The organism is Saccharibacter sp. EH611, assembly GCF_009834765.1.
Lineage (GTDB): Bacteria > Pseudomonadota > Alphaproteobacteria > Acetobacterales > Acetobacteraceae > Saccharibacter.
In genome coordinates this window covers 216131-237252 of the sequence record NZ_WVHP01000001.1, presented here as the reverse complement: position 1 = coordinate 237252, position 21122 = coordinate 216131, and the positions used below count along the sequence as shown (strand labels likewise).

Annotated in this window: 16 protein-coding genes; 9 read left to right on the top strand and 7 right to left on the bottom strand. The window is 49.4% G+C overall.

Annotated features, from left to right (window positions below; translation table 11 throughout):
- The first annotated feature begins 16 nt into the window (after positions 1-16).
- The gene (locus GS535_RS01080; RefSeq protein WP_160791545.1) at positions 17-1531 is read left to right on the top strand and encodes a Do family serine endopeptidase; all 1515 of its coding nucleotides are present in this window, start codon (positions 17-19) and stop codon (positions 1529-1531) included.
- A gap of 304 nt (positions 1532-1835) precedes the next feature.
- Positions 1836-3443, top strand: a complete 1608-nt coding sequence (locus GS535_RS01075; protein WP_160791546.1) for a carbohydrate porin — start codon at positions 1836-1838, stop codon at positions 3441-3443.
- 84 nt (positions 3444-3527) lie between these two features.
- On the opposite strand, the gene GS535_RS01070 is transcribed toward GS535_RS01075, so the two are convergent.
- The gene (locus tag GS535_RS01070; RefSeq protein ID WP_160791547.1) at positions 3528-4592 is read right to left on the bottom strand and encodes a beta-eliminating lyase-related protein; all 1065 of its coding nucleotides are present in this window, start codon (positions 4590-4592) and stop codon (positions 3528-3530) included.
- A 138-nt stretch (positions 4593-4730) separates the two neighbouring features.
- Here GS535_RS01070 and GS535_RS01065 point away from each other — a divergent pair, with 138 nt between their 5' ends.
- From GS535_RS01065 to GS535_RS01055, 3 genes are all read left to right on the top strand, one after another.
- Positions 4731-5636 carry a bifunctional 5,10-methylenetetrahydrofolate dehydrogenase/5,10-methenyltetrahydrofolate cyclohydrolase gene (locus tag GS535_RS01065; protein WP_237442146.1) on the top strand — a complete coding sequence of 302 codons (906 nt, stop codon included), beginning with the start codon at positions 4731-4733 and terminating at the stop codon, positions 5634-5636.
- 216 nt (positions 5637-5852) lie between these two features.
- On the top strand, positions 5853-6944 hold the full coding sequence (locus GS535_RS01060; protein WP_160791548.1) for an HlyD family secretion protein: 1092 nt from the start codon (positions 5853-5855) through the stop codon (positions 6942-6944).
- Entirely contained in the window at positions 6941-8539 is a 1599-nt protein-coding gene (locus tag GS535_RS01055; protein ID WP_160791549.1) for a DHA2 family efflux MFS transporter permease subunit, read from the top strand. Before GS535_RS01060 ends, GS535_RS01055 begins: the two co-directional genes overlap by 4 nt.
- A 20-nt stretch (positions 8540-8559) precedes the next feature.
- Here GS535_RS01055 and GS535_RS01050 read toward each other — a convergent pair whose 3' ends face one another.
- Complete coding sequence (locus GS535_RS01050; RefSeq protein WP_160791550.1) at positions 8560-9192, bottom strand: TetR/AcrR family transcriptional regulator; 633 nt, start codon at positions 9190-9192, stop codon at positions 8560-8562.
- 122 nt (positions 9193-9314) lie between these two features.
- Here GS535_RS01050 and GS535_RS01045 point away from each other — a divergent pair, with 122 nt between their 5' ends.
- Positions 9315-10889, top strand: a complete 1575-nt coding sequence (locus GS535_RS01045) for an efflux transporter outer membrane subunit (RefSeq protein ID WP_370518137.1) — start codon at positions 9315-9317, stop codon at positions 10887-10889.
- Between the two features lie 193 nt (positions 10890-11082).
- On the opposite strand, the gene GS535_RS01040 is transcribed toward GS535_RS01045, so the two are convergent.
- From GS535_RS01040 to GS535_RS01030, 3 genes are all read right to left on the bottom strand, one after another.
- Positions 11083-11814: a YfdX family protein gene (locus GS535_RS01040; protein WP_160791551.1), complete on the bottom strand. Its 732-nt coding sequence runs from the start codon at positions 11812-11814 to the stop codon at positions 11083-11085.
- A gap of 169 nt (positions 11815-11983) precedes the next feature.
- Entirely contained in the window at positions 11984-13417 is a 1434-nt protein-coding gene (locus tag GS535_RS01035) for a carbohydrate porin (protein ID WP_160791552.1), read from the bottom strand.
- Between the two features lie 290 nt (positions 13418-13707).
- A complete protein-coding gene (locus GS535_RS01030) occupies positions 13708-14337 on the bottom strand; it encodes a trimeric intracellular cation channel family protein (protein WP_160791553.1) in 630 nt (209 codons plus the stop codon).
- 131 nt (positions 14338-14468) lie between these two features.
- Between GS535_RS01030 and GS535_RS01025 the strand changes: the two genes are divergently transcribed.
- The 3 genes from GS535_RS01025 to GS535_RS01015 all read left to right on the top strand — a co-directional run bounded on the left by GS535_RS01025 (position 14469) and on the right by GS535_RS01015 (position 17824).
- The gene (locus tag GS535_RS01025; RefSeq protein WP_160791554.1) at positions 14469-15845 is read left to right on the top strand and encodes a cytosine permease; all 1377 of its coding nucleotides are present in this window, start codon (positions 14469-14471) and stop codon (positions 15843-15845) included.
- Positions 15845-16738: a CPBP family intramembrane glutamic endopeptidase gene (locus tag GS535_RS01020; protein WP_160791555.1), complete on the top strand. Its 894-nt coding sequence runs from the start codon at positions 15845-15847 to the stop codon at positions 16736-16738. The genes GS535_RS01025 and GS535_RS01020 overlap by 1 nt, the downstream gene beginning before the upstream one ends.
- 234 nt (positions 16739-16972) lie before the next feature.
- Positions 16973-17824 (top strand): transporter, encoded by an 852-nt coding sequence (locus GS535_RS01015; protein WP_237442156.1) that lies wholly within the window; start codon positions 16973-16975, stop codon positions 17822-17824.
- Positions 17825-17846: 22 nt separating this feature from the next.
- On the opposite strand, the gene GS535_RS01010 is transcribed toward GS535_RS01015, so the two are convergent.
- Positions 17847-18536: a glutathione binding-like protein gene (locus GS535_RS01010; RefSeq protein WP_160799096.1), complete on the bottom strand. Its 690-nt coding sequence runs from the start codon at positions 18534-18536 to the stop codon at positions 17847-17849.
- 109 nt (positions 18537-18645) lie between these two features.
- Positions 18646-21072: a TonB-dependent receptor domain-containing protein gene (locus GS535_RS01005; protein WP_160791557.1), complete on the bottom strand. Its 2427-nt coding sequence runs from the start codon at positions 21070-21072 to the stop codon at positions 18646-18648.
- Between the last annotated feature and the right edge of the window lie 50 nt (positions 21073-21122).

Genomic DNA, 21122 nt, shown 5'->3' with positions numbered 1-21122 from the left:
TTTTCAGGATGTTGTGATGACCACGCCTTCCCGCTTTTCTCTGGCGCTTCTAGCAGCTCTTCCTGTCATTGGGGCAGGGGTGGCACCTCTGCCAGCTTTGGCGCAAAGCACACAAATTCACCCACAAATGTCGGGTCAGGGTATTCCTGATTTTGTACAAATTGTTCATCAAGTAAAACCTGCCGTGGTGTCGGTAACAGCCCATGTGCGTGAAAGTGACGTACAGGGTGATGGGGATGGGCCGCCATCAATGGGAGGTGGGGGAATGCCGTTTCCGTTCCCTTTTCCCTTCCAGATGATGCCTGAGCCGTCCAATAGAACAGTAGAAGCGCGTGGTTCTGGTTTTATCATTTCTGATGATGGGTATATTGTCACCAATAATCATGTGATTAACGGTGCAACAAAAGTGACTATCAAGCTGGATGATGGCACTGTGTTGCCGGCCAAAATTGTTGGGCATGATGCGAAGACGGACATTGCGTTGTTACGCGTTAAGAACCCCACAAAACTGCCTTATGTCGAGCTTGGTAATTCAGACGAAGTGCAGCCAGGGCAGTGGGTTGTTGCTGTCGGAAACCCTTACGGCCTCGGTGGAACGGTCACGTCGGGTATTATTTCCGCATTAGGGCGTGATTTACACTCTGGTGCGTATAATGACTTTATTCAGGTTGATGCGCCGATCAATCGGGGGAATTCCGGTGGCCCGTTGATTACGCTGGATGGCAAAGTTGTGGGGGTTAACTCCATGATTATGTCGCCTAATGGTGGAGGGTCGATCGGTATTGGTTTTGCGATCCCATCCAGCACAGTTCAGTCTGTTGTGGATCAGTTGCGCCGTAATGGCCATGTCGTGCGCGGATATTTGGGCGTAGAGGGTCAGGACATTACGCAGACGATGGCGCGTGCACTTAACCTAACGGATGCGACCTCTGGTTCACCGTCTCATGGGGTGCTGATTGCTTCTGTAGCGCAAGGGGGGCCTGCGGAAAAAGCAGGCGTGAAGAGCGGAGATGTGATTACCGCCGTTAATGGACATCTTGTGCGTAATGCGCATGATTTGTCTGTAAAAGTGGTATCTATCGCGCCGGGAAGTAAAGCGCAGCTAAGCCTCTTGCGTGATAGTAAGCCGCTGACATTGACGTTTGAGGTCGGGAACCTCACGACGCATGGGCAGGATAATGGACGGAATACGCCCAATACCGCACCATCAGGGCGTTTAGGTATTTCTTTGGCTCTGCTTACGCCTCGTACGCGGCAAGAGCTTGGGTTGGATGAAAATGTAAAGGGTACCGTCGTTGCTGATGTCGCACAGGGTAGTCCCGCTGAGCATGCAGGGATTCGTCCAGGCGATATTATCGTCGCGGTCGGGAATCAGCCCACGGCAAACCCTCATGCTGTGGTTTCGTTGGTGCAAAATGCTTTAGCTCATCAGCAGCCGCCGTTGTTGCGCATCCTACGTGATGGGCAGCAACTTTTCGTGGCTGTTTCTCCTGACGGGGCCATAGATGATGGCGATGATGAAGATAATTAATACTTATTTATCAATAGGTTATCAGGTTATTTAAAATATCTAGGCCTGCTTTTACGGGGAGAGTAAGAGCAGGCCTTTCTTTTGAGAGAAAAGATATTTTTTCATAAAAAATAGCATTAATTGTCTTTCTTCCTTTTGGAGAGGTGCATACGAGGGTAATAGAGGTATGTCCTGCTAATCTGGAACCGTTTTTAGACGGAGGAAAGACCTGCCCTTCATGATTGAGCCGCTCTTATTCCCTCGGATTACTGTCCCTCTATTAAGGTACTGCGCTTTTCTTACAGTTGTGGGGGGAGCCGTCGGGATGCTTTTGATCCCTGTTGAGGGAAAGGCGACAACGGCATCATCCTCTCATCGAGTGGTCAAATCTGTATCGAAGGCTCATAAAAGGGTTTCGGTGCATAAGGGGGCGTGGGCACTGCGCGGGCGTAATGGTTGGCGCCGTCGTGTATCGCCACGGCATCGTTGGCCTTCCTTCGATTATTATATGAGCCAGCAAAGAAAAGCGGATGCGGAGCAAGCACGCTTAAAGGCGGAAGCTCAAGAGCGTGAGCGTGAGCGGCTTCAAGCGCCTGTTTTGGCGGATACGCTGGGTGCTGTACATAGTGCAACGACTCCCGACAAAGTGCTTGATAAACGTTCTGAACTGCCTCCTTCATTGAAATCGCAGCACTTTTTTGGAAATTGGGGAGGCGCCCAGCCGTGGCTTGCCTATCATGGCGTGCAGTTGATGGTGTCGGTTAATGAGGAGTTCGCGGGTAATATTACAGGGGGGCGGCAGCGCGCTTCGACGATTACGGGACAAGTTGGGTTAGAGCTTCATGTTGATTGGAGTAAGCTTGCGGGCATTCACCATCTAAAAACACATACGATTGTTGTGAATGGGCATGGGCAGAATGTCTCCGGTCTCTTTGGGGATACATATGCGGCTACTCAAGAGATCTATGGCGCCCGTGGGAACGTCATTGCGCATTTAGTGGCGATGTACGCGGAAACTTCCTGGTTTCACGACCGGCTTAATATCAATGCGGGCTGGATGCCTGTTGGGTCATTTTTTGCGGCATCTCCTCTCTTTTGTGACTTTATGAATGTGGCCATTTGTGGGAACCCTGCACCTAATAAATACACGAATGGCAACCGCGACTGGCCTTCGGGCAATTTAGGGGCGGTGGTTCGTGTCATGCCAACAAATGAAACATACATTATGGGTGGGCTTTTTGCTGTGAGTCCGCATGCGTACACTGGGGGGATCTCAGGGTGGTCATGGGCGCAGGATGGACTGGGGAAATTTTCTACTCCGGTAGAAATTGGCTGGATTCCTAGTTTTGGGAAGCATCATCTCGTAGGGCATTATAAGATTGGTTATTCCTACGATAATTCAAAACAGGTTAATCTTTTCAAAGATATTTACGGAGGGTCTTGGCAGGCCTCTGGGCAGCCACGTCGCTATCAGGCAGGGATGAATAGTGCATGGCTTATTATGGATCAAATGCTCTGGAGGCATGGGCCGGGTGATACGAATGGCCTTATTTTGATGGCCGGTGCGATGTACACAGATGGCCAAACAGTGGCTATGCACGACCATACCTGGGTTGGGCTTGTCGATAGTGGGAAGCTGTGGGGCCGTCCCCTCGATACGATGGGGATTATGTGGCAGCATTTTGATATTAGCTCAACAGCGGTGCGGCAACAGGAAGCGTCCCTTGCGCTGGGTCAGCCATTCCAGCCGACGCGTTGGGGGGCGGTGCCTGGTGTGCAGAGCCATGAAAATGTGTATGAATTTTTCTATAGCATCCACGTAGCGCGTGCGATGGCTTTTCAGCCGGACTTCCAATATATCCAACGCCCAAGTGCGACGACAGTCTATCATGATGCTGCCGTATTAGGCGCTCAGTTAAGTGTTTCGCTATAAGATAATAGGCATAGGAACATATTAAAAAAACGGCCCGTCTCTTCATCGTGAAGGCGGGCCGTTTTTGTTTTTCCTCAAGCCCTATTAAGCAGTAAGACTGTCAATCAGAGCATCTATATCATCAGGGCGTGTGTAAAAACTCGTCACAAAGCGGACAAGCTGCCCGGGAACCCCCTCCGGTGTGGGATAATGGTAAAAGTGATAGCCTTCATCATGCAGCTCTTGGAGGAGAGGGTGAGGCAGAACGGCAAAAACTTCGTTGCTTTCCGTCGCAAAAGGAAGATGAGCCGCGGGATGCCGTTTGAGGGCCTGTACAAGGCGTTGGCTCATCATGTTGGCGTGGTGAGCGTTTGTTAGCCACAGCTCATTGTCTAAGAGAGCGAGTAATTGCGCACTGAGGAAACGATGTTTAGACCATGTATGACCCGAGCGTTTGCGGAGGTGCGGCATAGCCTTCAGCAGAGGGCGCGTGCGGTCATTGAGGAAAAAGACCACAGCTTCTGCAGCCATAGCTCCCGCTTTTGTGCCTCCAAAGGAGAGCACATCAACACCGGCTTTCCACGTGGTTTCAGCGGGAGAACATCCAAGATGAGCGATGGCGTTGCCAAGACGTGCGCCATCAAGATGGACGGTGAGGCCATGCTCATGGGCTGTGGAACTGAGCTGTGAGAGCGCATCACAGGAATAGGTTGTGCCCCATTCTGTGGCTTGTGTGAGGGACAGGGCTTGGAATGGTGGCGCGAGAATGCCCTTTTCTGCATTCTGAACAAGAGTGCTGGGCAGTGTCGCAGGATCCATTTGTCCTTGCGCAGAGGGGATACCGACCAGTTTGGCGCCGTGAGTGAAAAACTCAGGCGCACCGCCTTCGTCAGAGTTAATATGAGCGCTTTGATCACATAGAATGCTACCATGTGGCGCCACCATAGCTGAAAGGGCGAGAGAGTTTGCCGCTGTCCCCGTCGCAACGGGGAAAACCTCAACCTCTGCTTCAAAAACCTCTGCAAAACGGGTCTTCAGTGTTTTAGAAAAGGTATCTTCTCCATAGGATGGGACACCGCCATGATTAACGCGGCTTAAGGCTTCCATCACTTCCGAGCAGACCGGTGTGACATTGTCACTGGCAAAGTTCTTTCGTATGTCCTCAGACACTGGGAGTTCCTTATCATCCTGCGAGACGGCGGGGAGAGAATACCACCGATTGGTGCCCTCTAGCGAAAAGAAGAGGGTTTGTCATGACCTTACCCCCTTATATATGGGGTAGGACTATTGGGCTTTGGAGTGTGTAGCATGTCAAGAACTGAAGTAAATGGAATGTCTGCCCCGCAGGGCGAAGCAGCGCGCATTGATGGGAAAGCCATGGCGAAAGCGATGACTGAAGAGATTCGCAAAAAAGTCGATGCGCTGGTTGAGCAGGGCCATGGACTGCCTGGTTTGGCTGTTGTGTTGGTGGGGAATGATCCAGCTTCAGAAGTTTATGTGAAAAATAAAGCCCTACAAACCCATCGTGCGGGTATGCGCTCTTTTATGCATATGATGCCTGAAAGTACCTCTCAGGATGAGTTATTGCGTCTTATCTCTGACTTAAATAGCAATGAGAAAATCCACGGTATTCTTGTTCAGCTTCCTCTGCCAAAACAAATTGATCCAGCTATTGTGACCAATGCGATTGATCCCGCAAAAGATGTGGATGGACTTGGGGAAGCAAATACGGGCCGTTTAGCGTTAGGGTTGAATAATGGGATTGTTCCTTGCACGCCTCTTGGCTGTTTAAAGCTTCTACAATCTGTCCATCAGGACATGACGGGCCTTCATGCTGTGATTATTGGGGCATCTAATCTGGTAGGTCGCCCTATGGCGCAGCTTTTGTTGCAGCAAAATTGCACGGTGTCGATTGCTCATATCCATACGAAGAATATCCAAGAGCTGGCACGTCAGGCCGATATTCTCGTTGTTGCTACCGGCAAAGCAGGGCTTGTGCGGGGTGATTGGATCAAGCCAGGCGCTACGGTGATTGATGTTGGTATTACGCGTGTACCCACCGCAGAAGGGAAAAGTCGCTTGGTAGGAGATGTGGTTTTTGAGGAAGCACGCCAAGTTGCAGGGCATATTACACCTGTGCCGGGTGGTGTGGGGCCTATGACGATCGCGTGCTTGCTCCATAATACGTTTCAAGCGGCACAGGGGGCCCTTTGAGGTTCCCTTAACTGTAGTATTTTCAAAGGGTTACGTGTCGTTGCTGGCCTATCGGTCATAGAAGAGATGATTTGTTACTTGTCAGACGTATGGAGAGTGTGTCATTGCTTTCTGACCGGTCGGTCATTCTAACGCCAAAACGCTCCTATTAGGAGAGTATTTTGGAGCACTAGGAGGCCCTCCCTGCATGGATAACCAGTAAGATAGAGGTGCAGCATGGCAAACGGCGAAGCGCAGAGCGAGTCGCAATCAGGGAAGGATGCGACTCCCCCAAAAGGAAGCTCCGCCAAAAGAATGATTTTGATCCTGTTAGTGATCATGGTTTTGGTCGGTATCGGTCTTTATATGTTTTTTAATCGTAATAAGATTGATACGGATGATGCCTATACAACAGGGCGGAAAATCTCCATCGCAGCTCATGTGAGTGGGTATATCTCTCATCTGATGGTTGATGATAACCAATTTGTGCATCAGGGGGATCTGTTAGTTCAGATTGATGGGCGTGACTATTTGGCTCAGTTGCATCGTGCAGAGGCATCTGTTCAACAGGCTGAAGCTGATATTACCGCCTATAATGTGTTGTCTGCTGTTGCGCGCAAAAACTTTCCCGGTCAGTTGCTGATAGCACAGGGGAGCCTCTCTGCGGCTAAAGCGCGTTTGTTCCGTGCACAAAGGGATTATGAGCGCCAACGGCGCGTAGATCGTGCGGCAACGACCCAACAAAATATTGATACAACCCGAGCGGCTCTTGATGAGGCCACGGCTGCTGTTGTGCAGGCACAAGGGCAGTTATTACAGGCTGAACCTGTGCATGATAATATTGCAAATGCTGATGCCCGTGTCACGCAGGCTGATGCGTCGTTAAAAGCCGCACGAGCTGACCTTGAAGCTGCACGAAATAATGTGGAGTGGATGGATATCCGAGCGCCTCACGATGGTTGGATTTCACAACGTAATGTGGAGCAGGGCACTTTTGTTCAAACGGGGCAAGAGATGTTCTCCATTGTGACGCCGGATATTTGGATCGTTGCTAACTATAAAGAAACGCAGCTCTCTCGTATGCGGCCCGGTCAAAAAGCTGAGATTGAGGTTGATGCCTATCCGCAGCTGCACCTGAAGGGGCATGTTGATTCAATCCAGAAAGGGTCTGGTGAATCCTTCAGTGCGTTTCCTCCTGAAAATGCAACAGGGAACTTCGTGAAAACGGTACAACGTATTCCAGTCAAAATCCTCATTGATGAAGGTTTAGACCCTCATTACCCGCTTTCATTAGGGATGTCGGTTGAGCCGACAGTAAATGTGCAATGAGTGATGATGTTGCGACAACGTCTCCGGACGAGCAAACAGACCGCAGCACATGGAAGCCCCGTCACAATCCGTGGTTAATTGCGGTTGTCGTGACCTTGGCGGCTTTTATGGAGGTGCTGGACACGACGATTGTGAACGTGGCGCTGCCTCATATTGCCGGGTCATTGGGAAGTTCCTACGATGATTCGACGTGGACGCTCACCTCTTATCTCGTTGCAAATGGCATTGTGCTGACCATTTCGGGCTGGTTATCGCGGCTTTTTGGGCGGAAGCGTTATTTCCTTGTCTGTATTGCAATGTTCACATTGTCATCCTTCCTGTGTGGATTGGCGACATCCTTGCCGATGTTGGTGATCTTTCGCCTGATGCAGGGGTTTTTCGGTGGTGGTCTTCAGCCTAGCCAGCAGTCGATTATTCTGGATATTTTCCCACCAGAAAAGCGTGGGGCTGCGTTTGGCCTGACGGCTATTGCAACGGTTGTCGGGCCGGTTCTAGGGCCTTTGCTGGGAGGGTGGTTTACAGACAATTACTCTTGGCGTTGGATTTTCTTCATCAACGTTCCTTTTGGGATTATTACCGTCTTGGCTGTGGCTGCCTTGCTGGAAGATCCACCATGGGAAAAAGCACGTCGCGAACGGATTGATGTGATTGGGATTAGTTTGATCTCCATCGGTCTTGGCTGTTTGGAAGTGATGGCTGACCGGGGTGAGGATGATGACTGGTTTGGGTCTTCTTTTATCACGACAATGGCTGTTCTAGGTGTTGTATGTACGGTGGGGGCTGTTATCTGGCTGTGCAAGGCAAAAGACCCGCTTCTACGTTTGAGCGTTTTGAAAGATCGTAACTTTGCGGTTGGTACAACGATGATGGGGGTTATGGGCATGTTGCTGTATGCCTCTGCTGTCATTATGCCGCAATTTGCACAGCAGGTTCAGGGTTATACGGCAACTTTGTCTGGGCAGCTGATGGCCCCTGGTGGTGCCGTTGTGATTTGTCTCATCCCTATTGTGGGGATGCTGATGAAGCGTTTTCAGATCCGCTATATCATTGCCTTTGGCTTTCTCTTTATGGCGTCGTCGTTTTTGTTAGCGGCGAACCTTTATTCTGATGTGGATTTTACCCATCTTGTTCTGTATCGCGTGCGGCAAACAGCGCCTTTGGCCTTTCTCTTTGTGCCAATTTCAACTCTTGCTTATGCGACATTACCGCCGGAGTTGAACGGGGATGGATCGGCATTGTTTAGCATGGTGCGAAACTATTTCGGTTCACAGGCCATTTCGCTCTCGACGGCGGCGTTGATAGAGATGCGGCAAGTGCATCAGACGGATTTATCGTCACATGTGGTCGCTTCAAAGCCAGAAGTTCGCTCTTACCTTGCACAGGTTCAACAGGTAGCAGAGGCTCATGGGCTCGCTCCGCTGCGCGCTCATGCTTATGCGATAGCGCATATGTACCAGGACTTTGCCAGCCAAGTATCAATGTTGGCCTATAATCAGCTCTTTAATGTGTTGGGGATTTTGGCTCTCTGCGTTGTGCCGCTCTGTTTCCTTGCCTCTCCGATTAAGGGAGATGGTCAGAGCAGTGGGGGGCATTGATGAAACGCAGACAGCTTGCGTCAGTCTGGCGCGTAGATACGCAAGAAACATTCTGCCGTGCGGTGGGCAATCTGCTCAATATGGGCAGGACTGCAATCAACAGGCAACGACAAGCGATGACGTTGTACAATACCTGTCTGGCACATCAACAAGAACTGTTCCGCAGCAAAAGCAGGATCGTCAACAGACAAGGTGCCCTTGGCTGTTTGGCGAACCAGCCAACCTTGCATGTTCGACAATGTACGGCCGATCCCATGTTTCCAAAAAGTTTCTACCAGACTGGGGAAGCGGGGAGCATCCACCAAAATGATGCGGTACAGCCCAACGGATTTGTGATCCAGCATCAGATGGATGGTCGCTTGCGTCAGTTGAAACAGAGCGTCTTCGACGCTCAGCGTGTCGTCATGGGCCAAGTTTTCAAGAACACTCAGCCGGGTCTGACATGTTTCCTCAAAAAAGGCGGAGAACAAGGCCGCTTTGCTCTCAAAATGATTATACAAAGCGCCTTTGGAAACGCCAGCTACATGGGCAATTTGCGACATAGAAGCGCCGCTATAACCGTTTTCGATAAAGACAGTGCCTGCACCGCGCAGAATTTGAGTGCGTTTAGTGTCCACGCTGTTGGAAGGTATTTCCGAACCTGTCTGCGTCATAGTCTGTGGCTGGCCTCTCATGCTGTTCGCCTTGTTCAACATATGCTGACCCAACCATTTGGTCATTGCAAGTCTTCGTGTGCACCCCTTACGTCTCTCTCATCCCTATCAGGAGCTGTTTTGTGAAAGACCGCCGTTCCGTATCATTAATTGGTCGTTCTCTCCTTAATCCCGTTTTTTATGGGACGCTGTTGCTCACTGTGAGTGGATGTATGGTGGGGCCTTCCTATCATAAGCCTCATTCTTGGGCACCATCGCACTATGATATGCACAGCCAAGATCATGGTCATGCGTCAACATCGAGTGTGGTCACGCAGGCCCCGATGGCTGATGATTGGTGGAAAAATTTTCATGATCCAGAGCTTTCATCGCTTGAGGAGCGTGTGGCGACGCAGAACTTAAACTTCTTGCTGTCTTCGGCAAATCTGGCACAGAGTCGTGCACAAATGATGATCGCAGGGGCTGAGCGTTTCCCTAATCTGGCAGCGCAGGGGTCTTATACGCGTGCGCAGCATAGTACAAAAGAGCTACAAGAGGTCTTTAAGCGGGTGGGGCGCCATGTGGGTGATAGACTGCCTCCCGGGGTGGCTGGTTCGTCTGGGCGTGATTTTTTAACAGGGGGGCAAGAGGCACAAGTGCCTTTGCTTAACCAGTGGCAGGATAAAATTGATGCTACCTATGAAATAGATTTATGGGGACGCGTAGCGCACCAATATCAGGCAGCAAAAGCCGTCTCGCAAATGAGTGAGGAAGAACGGCGCAGTGTTTTGATAGCACGGCAAGCGGATATGGCGCGCGACTATCTCCAACTTCGAGGTGACCAAAAACGTCAAGCAGTGCTCGCGAGTCAGCACCAGACCTTAACGCAGCTACGTCAGCTGAGTGAAAATCGGTATCGTACTGGTTTGGTGACAGAGTTGGATGTTGATAGTGTTAATGCACGTTTGCATGACTTAGAAGCGCAGCAGGCAAGCTTGGATCAAAGTGTTGCACAAGAAATGAATGCAATTGCGTTACTTCTGGGGGCCCCACCGCAGAGCTTAAATGGTGAGCTGACAAAAACGGCAACGATTCCGACACTACCTCCGTTCGTACCTGCTGGCCTACCGTCAGAATTAGCGCAGCGTCGTCCTGATATCCGTGAAGCGGACGCTCATTTGCGTGAGACTGTTGCAGAAGTGGGAGAGGCAACGGCAGATTTCTATCCTAAGGTGACGATTACAGCTGATTTTGGTTTTCAAACGCTTTCTTTTCGTGACCTTGGTTTTTGGAATGCGAAAGCTTGGAACGTAGGGCCGACGATCTCTTTACCGATCTTTCAAGGGGGGCGTTTATACGGCCAGCTTAAGTTGAAAAGAGCGGCGCAGCGCTCTGCTGCGATTGAATATCGTCAAACGGTTTTACAAGCATGGAATGAGGTTGATAATGCGCTGCAAGCTTATCATGACGAGCAGGTGCGTCATGATGGCTTAGCACAGGCTGTAGCAGATAATCAGCGAGCTCTTTCTCTTGCAACTAGCCAATATCGTTCGGGTTTAGGCACCTATTTGGATGTGTTGAATGCACAAACCCAATTACAGTCCTCTCAGCTCGATTTAACGGGAAGTGATGCTGTAATGGCCACGAATTTGGCTCGTCTGTATAATGCTCTTGGTGGCGGTTGGAAAAAAGATCTGCCGGAAGAGACGCATCATTAAAGGATGCTGTTGGCTACAAGAATCGGTGTCAAGAGAATAAAAATATTTGTTCACAGAGTTTTCCACAGATAAAACAATGAGGAAAATGCGCCGTTTTTAGTGTTCATACAAGAGTTATACACAGAACTTGTGAACAAAAACTCCCTCCGATGAGGAGGGGGTTTTATATGCGCATTATTTTGTAGCAGGTCGATTAGTGCTTATGCGCGTTGGTAGCTGTAGCTTCTGTAATGACATTTTCAGACACGAAGACGAAACTATCAACCGCATCATTAAGAGCAGCCTGCACACCTTGAGCATTATTGGCTTTTGCGAAGGTCAACGCTCTATTAACAGCCTGCTGTGTATGGGTGAGCGGAGCTAGCGTGATAATATAATCAATCTGTTGACGGAGGTCACCGAGTGTTTGAACGGCTTGTTGGCTTTTGCCGGATTTTAGCTGGGCATCGGCAAGAGCAACGCGGTTTTTCTTTTCCGGTGCTAGTGTGGTGCTAGCGATAATATCACCACTAACGGGGATCCAGTCTGTGCGGCCTTGCTGCGGCACGTGATGTGGGGAGAGAGGGCGTTGAGGGGCAGGATGCAGAGCTTCTTCAGCGGCAATGAAATGCTCATCAGCTTTAGAAGCAAGCAATAAATGTGTGCTGGCTGCTGTTAATGCTGGAATAGCGAGGTGCGTTTGACCAACAGCAACATCGTGATGGGCTTCTAAAATACTCAACAGTGCCATTTGTCCATGTTCAGACAGATGAAGGAAAGACTGCTTTGCCTCCACCTGTGCCCAATAATGTTGGACAGAGGGGATAGGCTGAGTTTCTGAGGGGGCAGCTGGTGTAGGGGGTGTATTATTATGGGCGAGAGCAGGTGCTGCAGAGCCTAGTAGGAGAGTGGCTGCCATAACATGATGAGAGAGATGAAAACGCATTGAACTATGTTCCTTTCATAAGTCAGCTCACGGACAGAGAAATGCCTAGAATATGAAGGCATTGTGTGGTCAAGGACTGCCCCTTACTCTATCGTACGAGCTTATCCCCCTAATAAGGGGAGGGTTATAGAAAATTTACACCAGTAAAAGTGATATTTTCGTATCTAGTTTAAAAAATTTCGATATGGCTTTTAAATCCTAGCAAGGCAGCATCACGGAGATTTCCTTGCCCATTAGGGCGAAAATAATATTCCATCAAAGGCTGGAAAATAACGCCACGCATGACATGAATAGCGTAGTTAACTTCAAATACACTCGTATGACGTTGTACGCCCGTTGCATGATTAGGAAGAGGGCGGTTTTGAGCGATGAGGAGTTCGCCTGTTTTTTGAACCCCGATGGGCATTTTTTCATAGGTAAAGGAAATACCGAGTGTGTCATAAGGCCGGGAGCGGAAAATGCCACGGTCAATCACAGCTCCGTAAGCTTCCCATTCGCGAAGAGCCGTTTGGCGATCGTTATAGAGAAAACCGCCTAATACCGTGATGCCACGCTTATTGTTATGATAATGGTTCATAATATGCTGGTCAGCCATAATCCATGCACCGAAATTGTTACGATGAGTGCGTGGAGCAAGGCGCGACAGAGCAAAAGGTGAGCCGTTTCGGTCAAAATAATTGTCCGCGCTAGGAGCGGTCATGAGCACGCCACCAATTTTAAGATGCCCAGGATAGGCATGGTAAAAGACAGGCTCAAACCCGATCTCGAAGGGTACGCGCACACCGTTAATATGACGATTGACCCAAGCAAAGCCTGTGCGATGTTCGGCTGCAGAGTAAATCCCCCGTTCAGCGGCATAGACACCCGCCTGCACGTAGATGGATCGCCAGGGACGCCCGCGTATCCGTCCACCCCACACAGAGGCAGGATAACCGCTGGTAAATCCACTATCTGTTGCGGCCTTAGGGCGTCCGCAGATACTACCATTTTGGAAGTTGCAGAAGAGAGGGCTGTTTTGGAAGTCTGACATTTCAGCCATTCGACCAGCTGCAATATCTAACCGTCCGCCCCACAAGGTTTCTTCGCCATACAGCATGACAAGATGGACGACAACATTCCCACCGCCGCCATAATCTTCTGATGCGTGGTTAAGCCAGTCACCAAACATACGATTGGCTGTCGTGCCATAGCGTCCAACAGCGATGCTGTGCGTAGAAAAGCCACGCAGGCCCAGAATGCGCTCCCAGTCTATATTGAGGGACATCGCATATTGTCCGGCATTGCTGGCCCCTTGCTTGTAATTGGGAAAGCCGGGCGTCGGTTTTGTAATCGCTCCGGCAAACTCATTCATATTATCCAGCATGAAAGCAATACCACGGTCACGCAGCCAGTCGGTTATGCCAAACCCGTGTGGGAAGAGTGCTTCGGGACGTGCAAAAGGGGGAACGGCAGTGGTAAAACCATCATGAAGCGGTAAAGGTGTATCAACGCGTTCGTAAGGTTCGTTACCGATAATACGATCCAGCACTTGCGCCTGAGCGTGTGAAAAGAAGGTACATAATACGGCAAGAGTGGTGGCAATGAGGAAGGATTTTCTGAACATACGATTTCCCTTCACTCTGCCAAAAGGTTGGCCTGCAAGCGATAGGAGGGGAATGAGCGGGCATCTGCTCTGCTCATCATATTATGACCATGTAATGTATGTGCAGCGCTGGGAGATGTTAGATCTGTCATGGTGCCCGCCGGAACAAAAATGCTGCTCATGCTGTGGTTTGAGCAAAAGATCGTAAGAAAGGCGTAATTTACGTGATTGTAACTCTTCTTGACAGAGAAGAGTGCTCTTTTGAGATAGAACGCTCCTATATAAAATTAGGAATAAGTGTATATAATTTGTTAGTGATGATGATTCCTAGAGTAAGAAAAACTGGGCATTCTCCACTGAAAGCGGATTGATAGAAGCCGAAAAGAAAGGCCGACGATCATGGAGATGATCAGGCAGGTATTATCATTTGCTGTGAGATGCCGGCAAAGGAGATAAACGAGGCCTGAGGTAATAGAAACTGTGGCGTACAGTTCAGAGCGGAAAACAAGTGGAATATCGTTGCAAAGAACGTCGCGCATAATTCCCCCAGCGCAGCCGGTAATCATGCCAGAAAGTAAAACGCTGACAAATGGGAGATGGAGCATGAGGGCAATACGGCACCCAATGACGGTAAAAACGACGAGGCCAATTGCATCTAAGACAAGAAAGAGTCGTTCAAACTTATGCATGTGCGGGGCAATCGCGATGGTTGCGAGAGCGGAGAAGCCTGTGAGGAGAGGATAGTAGGGATGGTTTATCCACGAAAGTGGGTAGTGATTTAAGAGAACATCCCTTACAGACCCACCTCCCAAGGAGGTGACACAGCCCAGAAAAAAGACACCGATCCAATCCATTTCACGTCGCCCGGCTAAAAGGGCAGCGGTCATGGCTTCAGCGATGATGGCGATTATGTAAAGAGTCGTATAGAGATCAAATGTCACGATACGGGTCCTGTAGGTCGAGGGATCCGAAGGGGTGAGAGGCTGCCATAGCTTAGATAGAGCTGTGGGGAAAGCACTTGTCTCAGAGGGATCGACTTCAAGTGCGACGAGAAAGTGAGAATACAGCGCCAATGAATGAGTCTTTTGAAGCGCAAACCATCCATCCTATTCCAGCTGGTCAACGACATGGCCGAGCCTCCGATCTCTTTGCAGTGTGGTTTAGCGCCAATATGACGCTCCTTACCGTTGTAACGGGAGCGTTAGGGCCAGCGCTTTTTGGGTTGTCGCTCCTATGGTCATTGGTTGCATTGATTATTGGGAATGCGGTGGGGGCAGTGTTTATGGCCTTGCATGCCGCGCAGGGGCCTCGGCTTGGTGTTCCCCAAATGGTGCAAAGCCGGGGGCAGTTTGGTGTGTATGGCTCTGTCCCTGTGATTGTGCTTGTCGTGTTGATGTATATTGGATTTGCCGCTTCTAATTGTGTGGTAGGGGGAGAAGCTCTTTCTCAGGTTCTTCCTGTGCTGCATGGGGTAAGGGGTGTGGCCCTGATCGCTATGTTAACGCTTATTCCTTGCGTGTTGGGCTACCGGGCTATTCATATGTGCTCCAAACTGGCGAGTTGGGTCTCCGCATTAGGGGTTCTCTATGCCATTACATGTGGATTTGGGCGACTTTCATGGGGATTGCTGACAGATACACATGGTTCTATAGCGGGTTTCCTAGGGGCGTTGTCTGTATCGGCGTTATGGCAGATTGCGTATGCCCCTTATGTATCGGATTCATCACGTTATTTGCCTAATCAACAAGATGCGGCCCGTCAGGCTTTTGGGGCGACCTATGGAGGCACGGTTCTTGGTGCGATCTTGCCCATGATTTTGGGGAGTCTATTAGCCATTTCATGGCCGGGAGCGTCGATAACGGGCAGTTTGCTCCATCTTTCGGGGAGCTTAGGTGGATTGATCGTGTTGATTTTGGCACTCGCGATTCCGTTGGCGAATGCTATGAGTGTTTATTGTGGTGCATTATGTAGCTTGACGTTGGTTCAAACGTTGCGACCGCATTGGCATTTTGGTTTCGCAGCTCGGTTGAGTGCTACGCTTCTTCTTCTCGGTGCGGCCTTATGGATGAGCATTGGGATGGCTGGAGATTTTTTTAAGGCCTATACGGCTTTTTTAGACATTCTTATGGCAGTGCTCGTGCCGTGGACGGCGATCAACTTGACCGATTATTACCTCCTTAAACAAGGCGATTATGACATCAAAGCATTCTTTGCTTCGGACGGTGGGCTTTATGGCCTGCTTAATGGGCGGGCCGTTGTGAGTTATATCATCGGGGTTTTGGTGGAGATCCCATTTCTTAAAACAGGGCCTTATACGGGTTTTTTGGTGTCAGCTGTGCATGGGATTGATCTATCTTGGGTCGTTAGTCTTCTCGCGACAACGGGTGTGTATGGGCTGTGGTGTTGGCTGCGAGAAGGACAAACACAGCATTCTGTAGGAGAGCCTTAATGATGCGTTTATGGGCTTGTTTGCGCTGTGTGCTTTTTTTGGTTCTGCTTACGGTGGTAACGATAGCGCTTATTTGGGGCGCTATGTATATTCCTCAAGTAGCGCATTCTATACATAGCTTGAAGGACACCGGCGGATTAACACCTTTTGGCGTATTGCCGGGCGAGCTTATCCAACTTATTGCAGTATGCGTGGTCTCTGCTGCGATGGTGTATGGACAGGCCTTTTTCCACAAAGGTTCTTTCGGCACGTGCACTTTTCTAAAAACTCTTTTTCTTCATGATGCGACATGGCTACGGAAAGGTGCTTCTGGCATGGGCTGGGGTGCTTTTTGGGCCAGTGCGATCATTATGGTTATTGTGTTGTGCCAAGGGTACCAGACCTATCTTGCTATATCGTCGGTAGGGCAGGCACTTCTCTCATTATTGGCGTATGGGCTGACGTTTCTTGTGGTTGGGGCGACAGAGGAACTGATGTTTCGAGGGTATCTGTATGCTCAACTTAGCAAGGCGTTTGGTTGGGGCTGGGCGTCTGTCATCACGTCCGTTTTATTTGGATTGATCCACATCCCGAGTGGGACACCTCTGTGGGGGGCGATTGGTGCTGGCTTAGCGGGTTATGTGTTTTGTTACATGCTGCGTGTTACAGGAAGCTTGTTTTATCCAATTGGTTTCCATGCAGCATGGGATTGGGCACAAACGGCCATTTTTGGCGTGAATGATAGCGGCCATGTCGCACATGATGCGCTTTTCCATACGGACATATACGGGCCTTATTGGCTTACAGGTGGGAGTGATGGGCCGGAAGCTAGTGTGGTTTGCTTTATGATTTATGCCTTTCTTGTATTCTATTTTCACAGACAATTACATAAAAACAGCAACCTTATTCTCTGAGTGATCACGGCAGGAGGGGGTAGGCCTCCTGCCCGTCTTTGGGAGAAGAAAAACTAATTTTTCATTGATTTATGTCAAAATATAGATAAATTTTGTTTGTATTTAAGACAACTCTTATATGTTAGTAGAAAACTAATTCGTATACACTTGCCCCCCTGATAAAGGGCCTTGTAGCGGGCCCTCTACGTGATGGAGAGTGTTATGCGTCAGTCCTATTTTGGTCTTACGGCCGTGATGGTGATGACCACACTAGGAGGGGCAATGGGGCTTAGCGAAGCTGAAGCCTCTGATATTGCTTTGGCCGTTATTGGCCCTCATGAATACGACCTCCCTGTCGATTTCAAGCCTTTTAATGTGTTTGTGCAGTATGGTGACGGTAATGCGGCTGGCTCTGTGTATGATGGCCAAGGCAGGCGCCGGGCTCATGGAGGGAGCCATACATGGGCGGGAATGAGCAAATATGTGCATTTCCGTAGTTTTGACGCCATCCCCCATGTGGGGTTCGCTTTTGAAGTGATCCAAACAGAGAGTTATACGCTCGCTAATGGCAAGAATTACGGTGGGTTAGGGACGACTATCGTTGGGCCAGCGGCGTGGTTTAAGCCTAATAAAAATAGTACATTTGGTATCCAAACTTTTATGGAGACACCAAGCGGTACGCGTGATGGGATTGCTACGAATTATTGGGGTAATTTATCAAGTTTTATTTTTGATTATGAATGGAAGCATTTTAGCTTTGATGGGGATGCTGGGGCAATTGTGGCGTCCACGAAGCATATGACAGGTCAGCATTCTTATAAGCCCGGGAACGTCTTTTTCACGAACTTGCGTTTTGGATGGAAGGCAAACCGTGCGTTGGAGCCATTTTTTGCGTTTGACTGGCAAAATGCGGACGGACTGTATGATAACACATTGAGGCAATCCATCCATAATACAAGCGGTCGGGAAGTGGCGTTAGGGCCGGGAGTGATGTGGTCGGTTAACAGTCATCTCTCTCTCACTGCACGCTATTCTCATTCGGTAGAAGGGCGAAATACGCCAGAGAGTAACGCCTATTATCTCAAGATGGTTTATCTCTGGCAGTAAAGCGCCCTTTGGCAAGAGAAGATTATCGGGAGCGTTGACCGAAGAGAATATTTTTCCCCTTTTCAGTCACAGCGGGTTGAGCGCTGACATTTTGGCCCTTTTCATATGCCCGTTGAGTGGCGGGACGGCCCTCAATGCTGCGTAACCAGCGAGCTAGATTAGGAAAATCCCGGATGTCTTGGCTTTGCACATGCCAGTAAGCCGCCCATGGGTAACACGCCATATCGGCGATGCTATAGTCTTCTCCACCGAGATAGGTATGGTCGGCAAGGTGCTTGTCCATCACGCCGTACAGGCGGTTGGGTTCGTTGATATAGCGCTCTTTAGCGTAGGGAATAGATTGTGGGGCGTAAATATTGAAGTGATGGTTTTGCCCAGCCATTGGGCCCAGACCTCCCACCTGCCAAAAGAGCCATTCCATAACAGCTGTACGCTCGCGTAGAGTGTCAGGAAGGAAAAGGCCGGTTTTTTCGGCGAGGTAGAGCAAAATAGCGCCTGATTCAAAAACACTGACAGCCTCATCGCCATCTTGGGGAGCATGATCCACAATAGCGGGAATGCGATTATTGGGGGCGATTTTAAGGAATTCGGGTGAGAATTGATCGCCCGCGCTGATATTGATAGGGCAAAAACGATAATCCAGCCCGGCTTCTTCTAGGAAAAGTGTAATCTTATGGCCGTTAGGGGTTGGCCAGAAATAGAGATCAATCATGGATCAGACTCCTTATCGGGTCTTGGTGTGTCTTCATCACGCTAAACAAGGAAAACGGAGAGGGGAAGGGTATTTTACCCAGAGAATAACCATAGGCCTTCATGACATATTAGAACTGCGCAGAAACGGTGCCAAAAAATTGTCGAGGTGCGGCAACGTAAAGATTGGCGTTATTATCACCTGTGAGTGAAGCTGCCCCGTAAACACCTCCGATATAATTTTGATTAAAAAGGTTAGTGACCCCGAAGCTCGTTTTAAAGTTGTGCACAAAACCCATTTTTCCGAAATCATAGCTCGCGGTCAGGCTGGAGCTCCAATAAGAAGGAATCTTGGTGTCATTTGTATAGGTTGTGTAGCGTGTGCTGGTATAGGTTGTATTGAAGTTCATAGAAGCATGGCCAATGGTGTAATTAATATTCGCCTTATACATAAATTTGGGATAATAGACTTGCCTCATCCCTTTAATGCTGACATTCCTCCCGCTAGCACGATCATACAGATGTTGTGAATATTGATATTTAGCATCATTCCAGCTGAAGCTATTGGTAATCGCGAGCCCAGGGAGGGGACGGATCGTGCCGGCAACATCAACACCGTTCATGGTTTCGCGACCAATATTGGTGAAAGAACCATAGGTGTTACGTCCCGTGGTGCCGTTTGTGATGGCGGCGAGGCGGTTATAATAGTCTGTATGGTAAAAATCGGCGCTTGCTGAAAAGGAATGGCTGTTAAAGCGATAGCCAATCACATAATTCCATGTCCGCTCTGGGCGGAGTTTGCTTTTATTGGCGTCAAAAACTGATTGAGCAGGGTTGTTGGCATTGCCAAGGCGCGTCCAAGGGCTGCCGCTAGACAGTTGATGGGTGTAATCATAGGCGCGCATATTTTCAGCAATATCAATATAAAGTTCGTGATGCTGGAGAAAGTGATAATCTAGGCTGACATGAGGGAGAAATGCGTTGGAGGCAGTAAGTGAGCCTGAAGCTGGATGGATGTAGTAGGTGTTCCATCCCTGAGCTGCGAGTCCGGCTGTATTATCATAGGTGCTGCCCCCGCGTGTTGTTTGGACAAGCGAGCGGAAACCCGCGCTTAGGTCGAGACCATGGAGGGGCCTGTAGGTATCCTGTAGGTAAAATTGGAACGTGTTGGTGTTGAAGCTGTCACTAAACCATTTTTCGCCTCCACCTCCATGAAAGTTAATGGAGGAGCGAGCATGATCAACGTCATCTTCATACACGTAGGCAGGGTAGCTGAAATGGTCATTTTCATACCATACCCCAGTTTTGATCTCATTATGTTGGGGGGCATGGATGGAAAAGTTCTGAACAAATCCGACCCGTCGTGTTTCAGGATCCCCGCTTTCCATAGCCATATTGACCCCGCTTGTTGGAGACGTAAGGTTGGGGTCAGTCCCATTATACCGCCCACCAGAGAGATGCGCATAGGCGATGGTTTTGGAACTTAGCCAAGAGGCTAAGCGGAATTCTCCTGTCAAAGCGGTAAGGATATTTTCTTGTGTTTGGGTTCCGTCATAGGCGAAATCACTGATTTCATCATTTGAGAGGATGCCCTGATATTGAGGAGGGACGCCACCATTTTGAGCATAATTCGCGTATTCTTTAGCGCGGTTATAGTCTGGTTTAAGGTAGGTCGTGTTGCGTCCTAAACGCTGCCACATATTCTTTGTGAGGCCGAGATAGTTATATTCTGGCATGATGGAATAGTCGAAAATCGCGGTGATTTTTCCACGGTCTTGAAATGGCTGAACCAATTTTGCATTGATCTGCTGCTCTTGTTGATAGCCATATCCTTTCCATAAATCCTGGGCGGTGCGGGCATAGGCGATATAAAATTTAGTGCCGCTTTTATTAAGCTCGCCACTATCGGCACGTACAAAGGTGCGGAAGCCATTATAGCTACCAAACATCTGGCTGACCTGCCCGCCTGCTTTTTTCTTAGGGTCGCTGGAGGTGAAGGTTAGCGCACCGCCAAGTGTTTGGGCCGACGGGACATCCAGAGCCCCTGCGCCTTGTGACATCGTAAGGCTGCTTACATTTTCCTGAATTTCAGCCTGATCAATCCCTAAGCCGTTCCAGTTATGAAAACCCTGTCCGCCAAGGGGAATTCCATCCAATGTCTCCCCAAGCTGGGTTTGATTAAAGCCGCGAACATAGAGTGTGTTGGCGACCGTATCTAAGCCAAGAGCATCATCTGTTGCAAAATTAGCACCGGGTGTTGTGAGGGCTAATACTTGCAGTGGGCTTGTCCCCGTCACAAAATGATTCAGTGTGTCACGCCCGACGACATCGGTTGCCCCATGAGCACGAGCTGGATGGCGCATATGAACGCTTAACCGTTCTTCACCCTGAGCTGTGAGGCTACGAGGATGATGAGGCTTATGGGAAGCATGGATGAGGTGATGAGGATGGTTAGCGGACGCAGACGTTAGTAACGTCTTAGCCAAAGCCTGCGGGTCTAAGCAGACGCAAAGAAGGGTAACTCCTGAAAGGATAAAAGACGTTTTTTCAGGAGTCATAAAACTCTCCTTTGCTATATTTCAAAATTGAAATGAAATTCACTGTGCAA

Excerpts from the sequence above, each read along its gene's own strand:
- GS535_RS01080 (WP_160791545.1), top strand. The coding sequence starts at position 17 with ATGACCACGCCTTCCCGCTTTTCTCTGGCGCTTCTAGCAGCTCTTCCT.
- GS535_RS01075 (WP_160791546.1), top strand. The coding sequence starts at position 1,836 with ATGCTTTTGATCCCTGTTGAGGGAAAGGCGACAACGGCATCATCCTCT.
- GS535_RS01065 (WP_237442146.1), top strand. The coding sequence starts at position 4,731 with ATGTCAAGAACTGAAGTAAATGGAATGTCTGCCCCGCAGGGCGAAGCA.
- GS535_RS01060 (WP_160791548.1), top strand. The coding sequence starts at position 5,853 with ATGGCAAACGGCGAAGCGCAGAGCGAGTCGCAATCAGGGAAGGATGCG.
- GS535_RS01055 (WP_160791549.1), top strand. The coding sequence starts at position 6,941 with ATGAGTGATGATGTTGCGACAACGTCTCCGGACGAGCAAACAGACCGC.
- GS535_RS01050 (WP_160791550.1), bottom strand. The coding sequence starts at position 9,192 with ATGACGCAGACAGGTTCGGAAATACCTTCCAACAGCGTGGACACTAAA.
- GS535_RS01040 (WP_160791551.1), bottom strand. The coding sequence starts at position 11,814 with ATGCGTTTTCATCTCTCTCATCATGTTATGGCAGCCACTCTCCTACTA.
- GS535_RS01035 (WP_160791552.1), bottom strand. The coding sequence starts at position 13,417 with ATGTTCAGAAAATCCTTCCTCATTGCCACCACTCTTGCCGTATTATGT.
- GS535_RS01025 (WP_160791554.1), top strand. The coding sequence starts at position 14,469 with ATGAATGAGTCTTTTGAAGCGCAAACCATCCATCCTATTCCAGCTGGT.
- GS535_RS01020 (WP_160791555.1), top strand. The coding sequence starts at position 15,845 with ATGATGCGTTTATGGGCTTGTTTGCGCTGTGTGCTTTTTTTGGTTCTG.
- GS535_RS01015 (WP_237442156.1), top strand. The coding sequence starts at position 16,973 with ATGGTGATGACCACACTAGGAGGGGCAATGGGGCTTAGCGAAGCTGAA.
- GS535_RS01010 (WP_160799096.1), bottom strand. The coding sequence starts at position 18,536 with ATGATTGATCTCTATTTCTGGCCAACCCCTAACGGCCATAAGATTACA.
- GS535_RS01005 (WP_160791557.1), bottom strand. The coding sequence starts at position 21,072 with ATGACTCCTGAAAAAACGTCTTTTATCCTTTCAGGAGTTACCCTTCTT.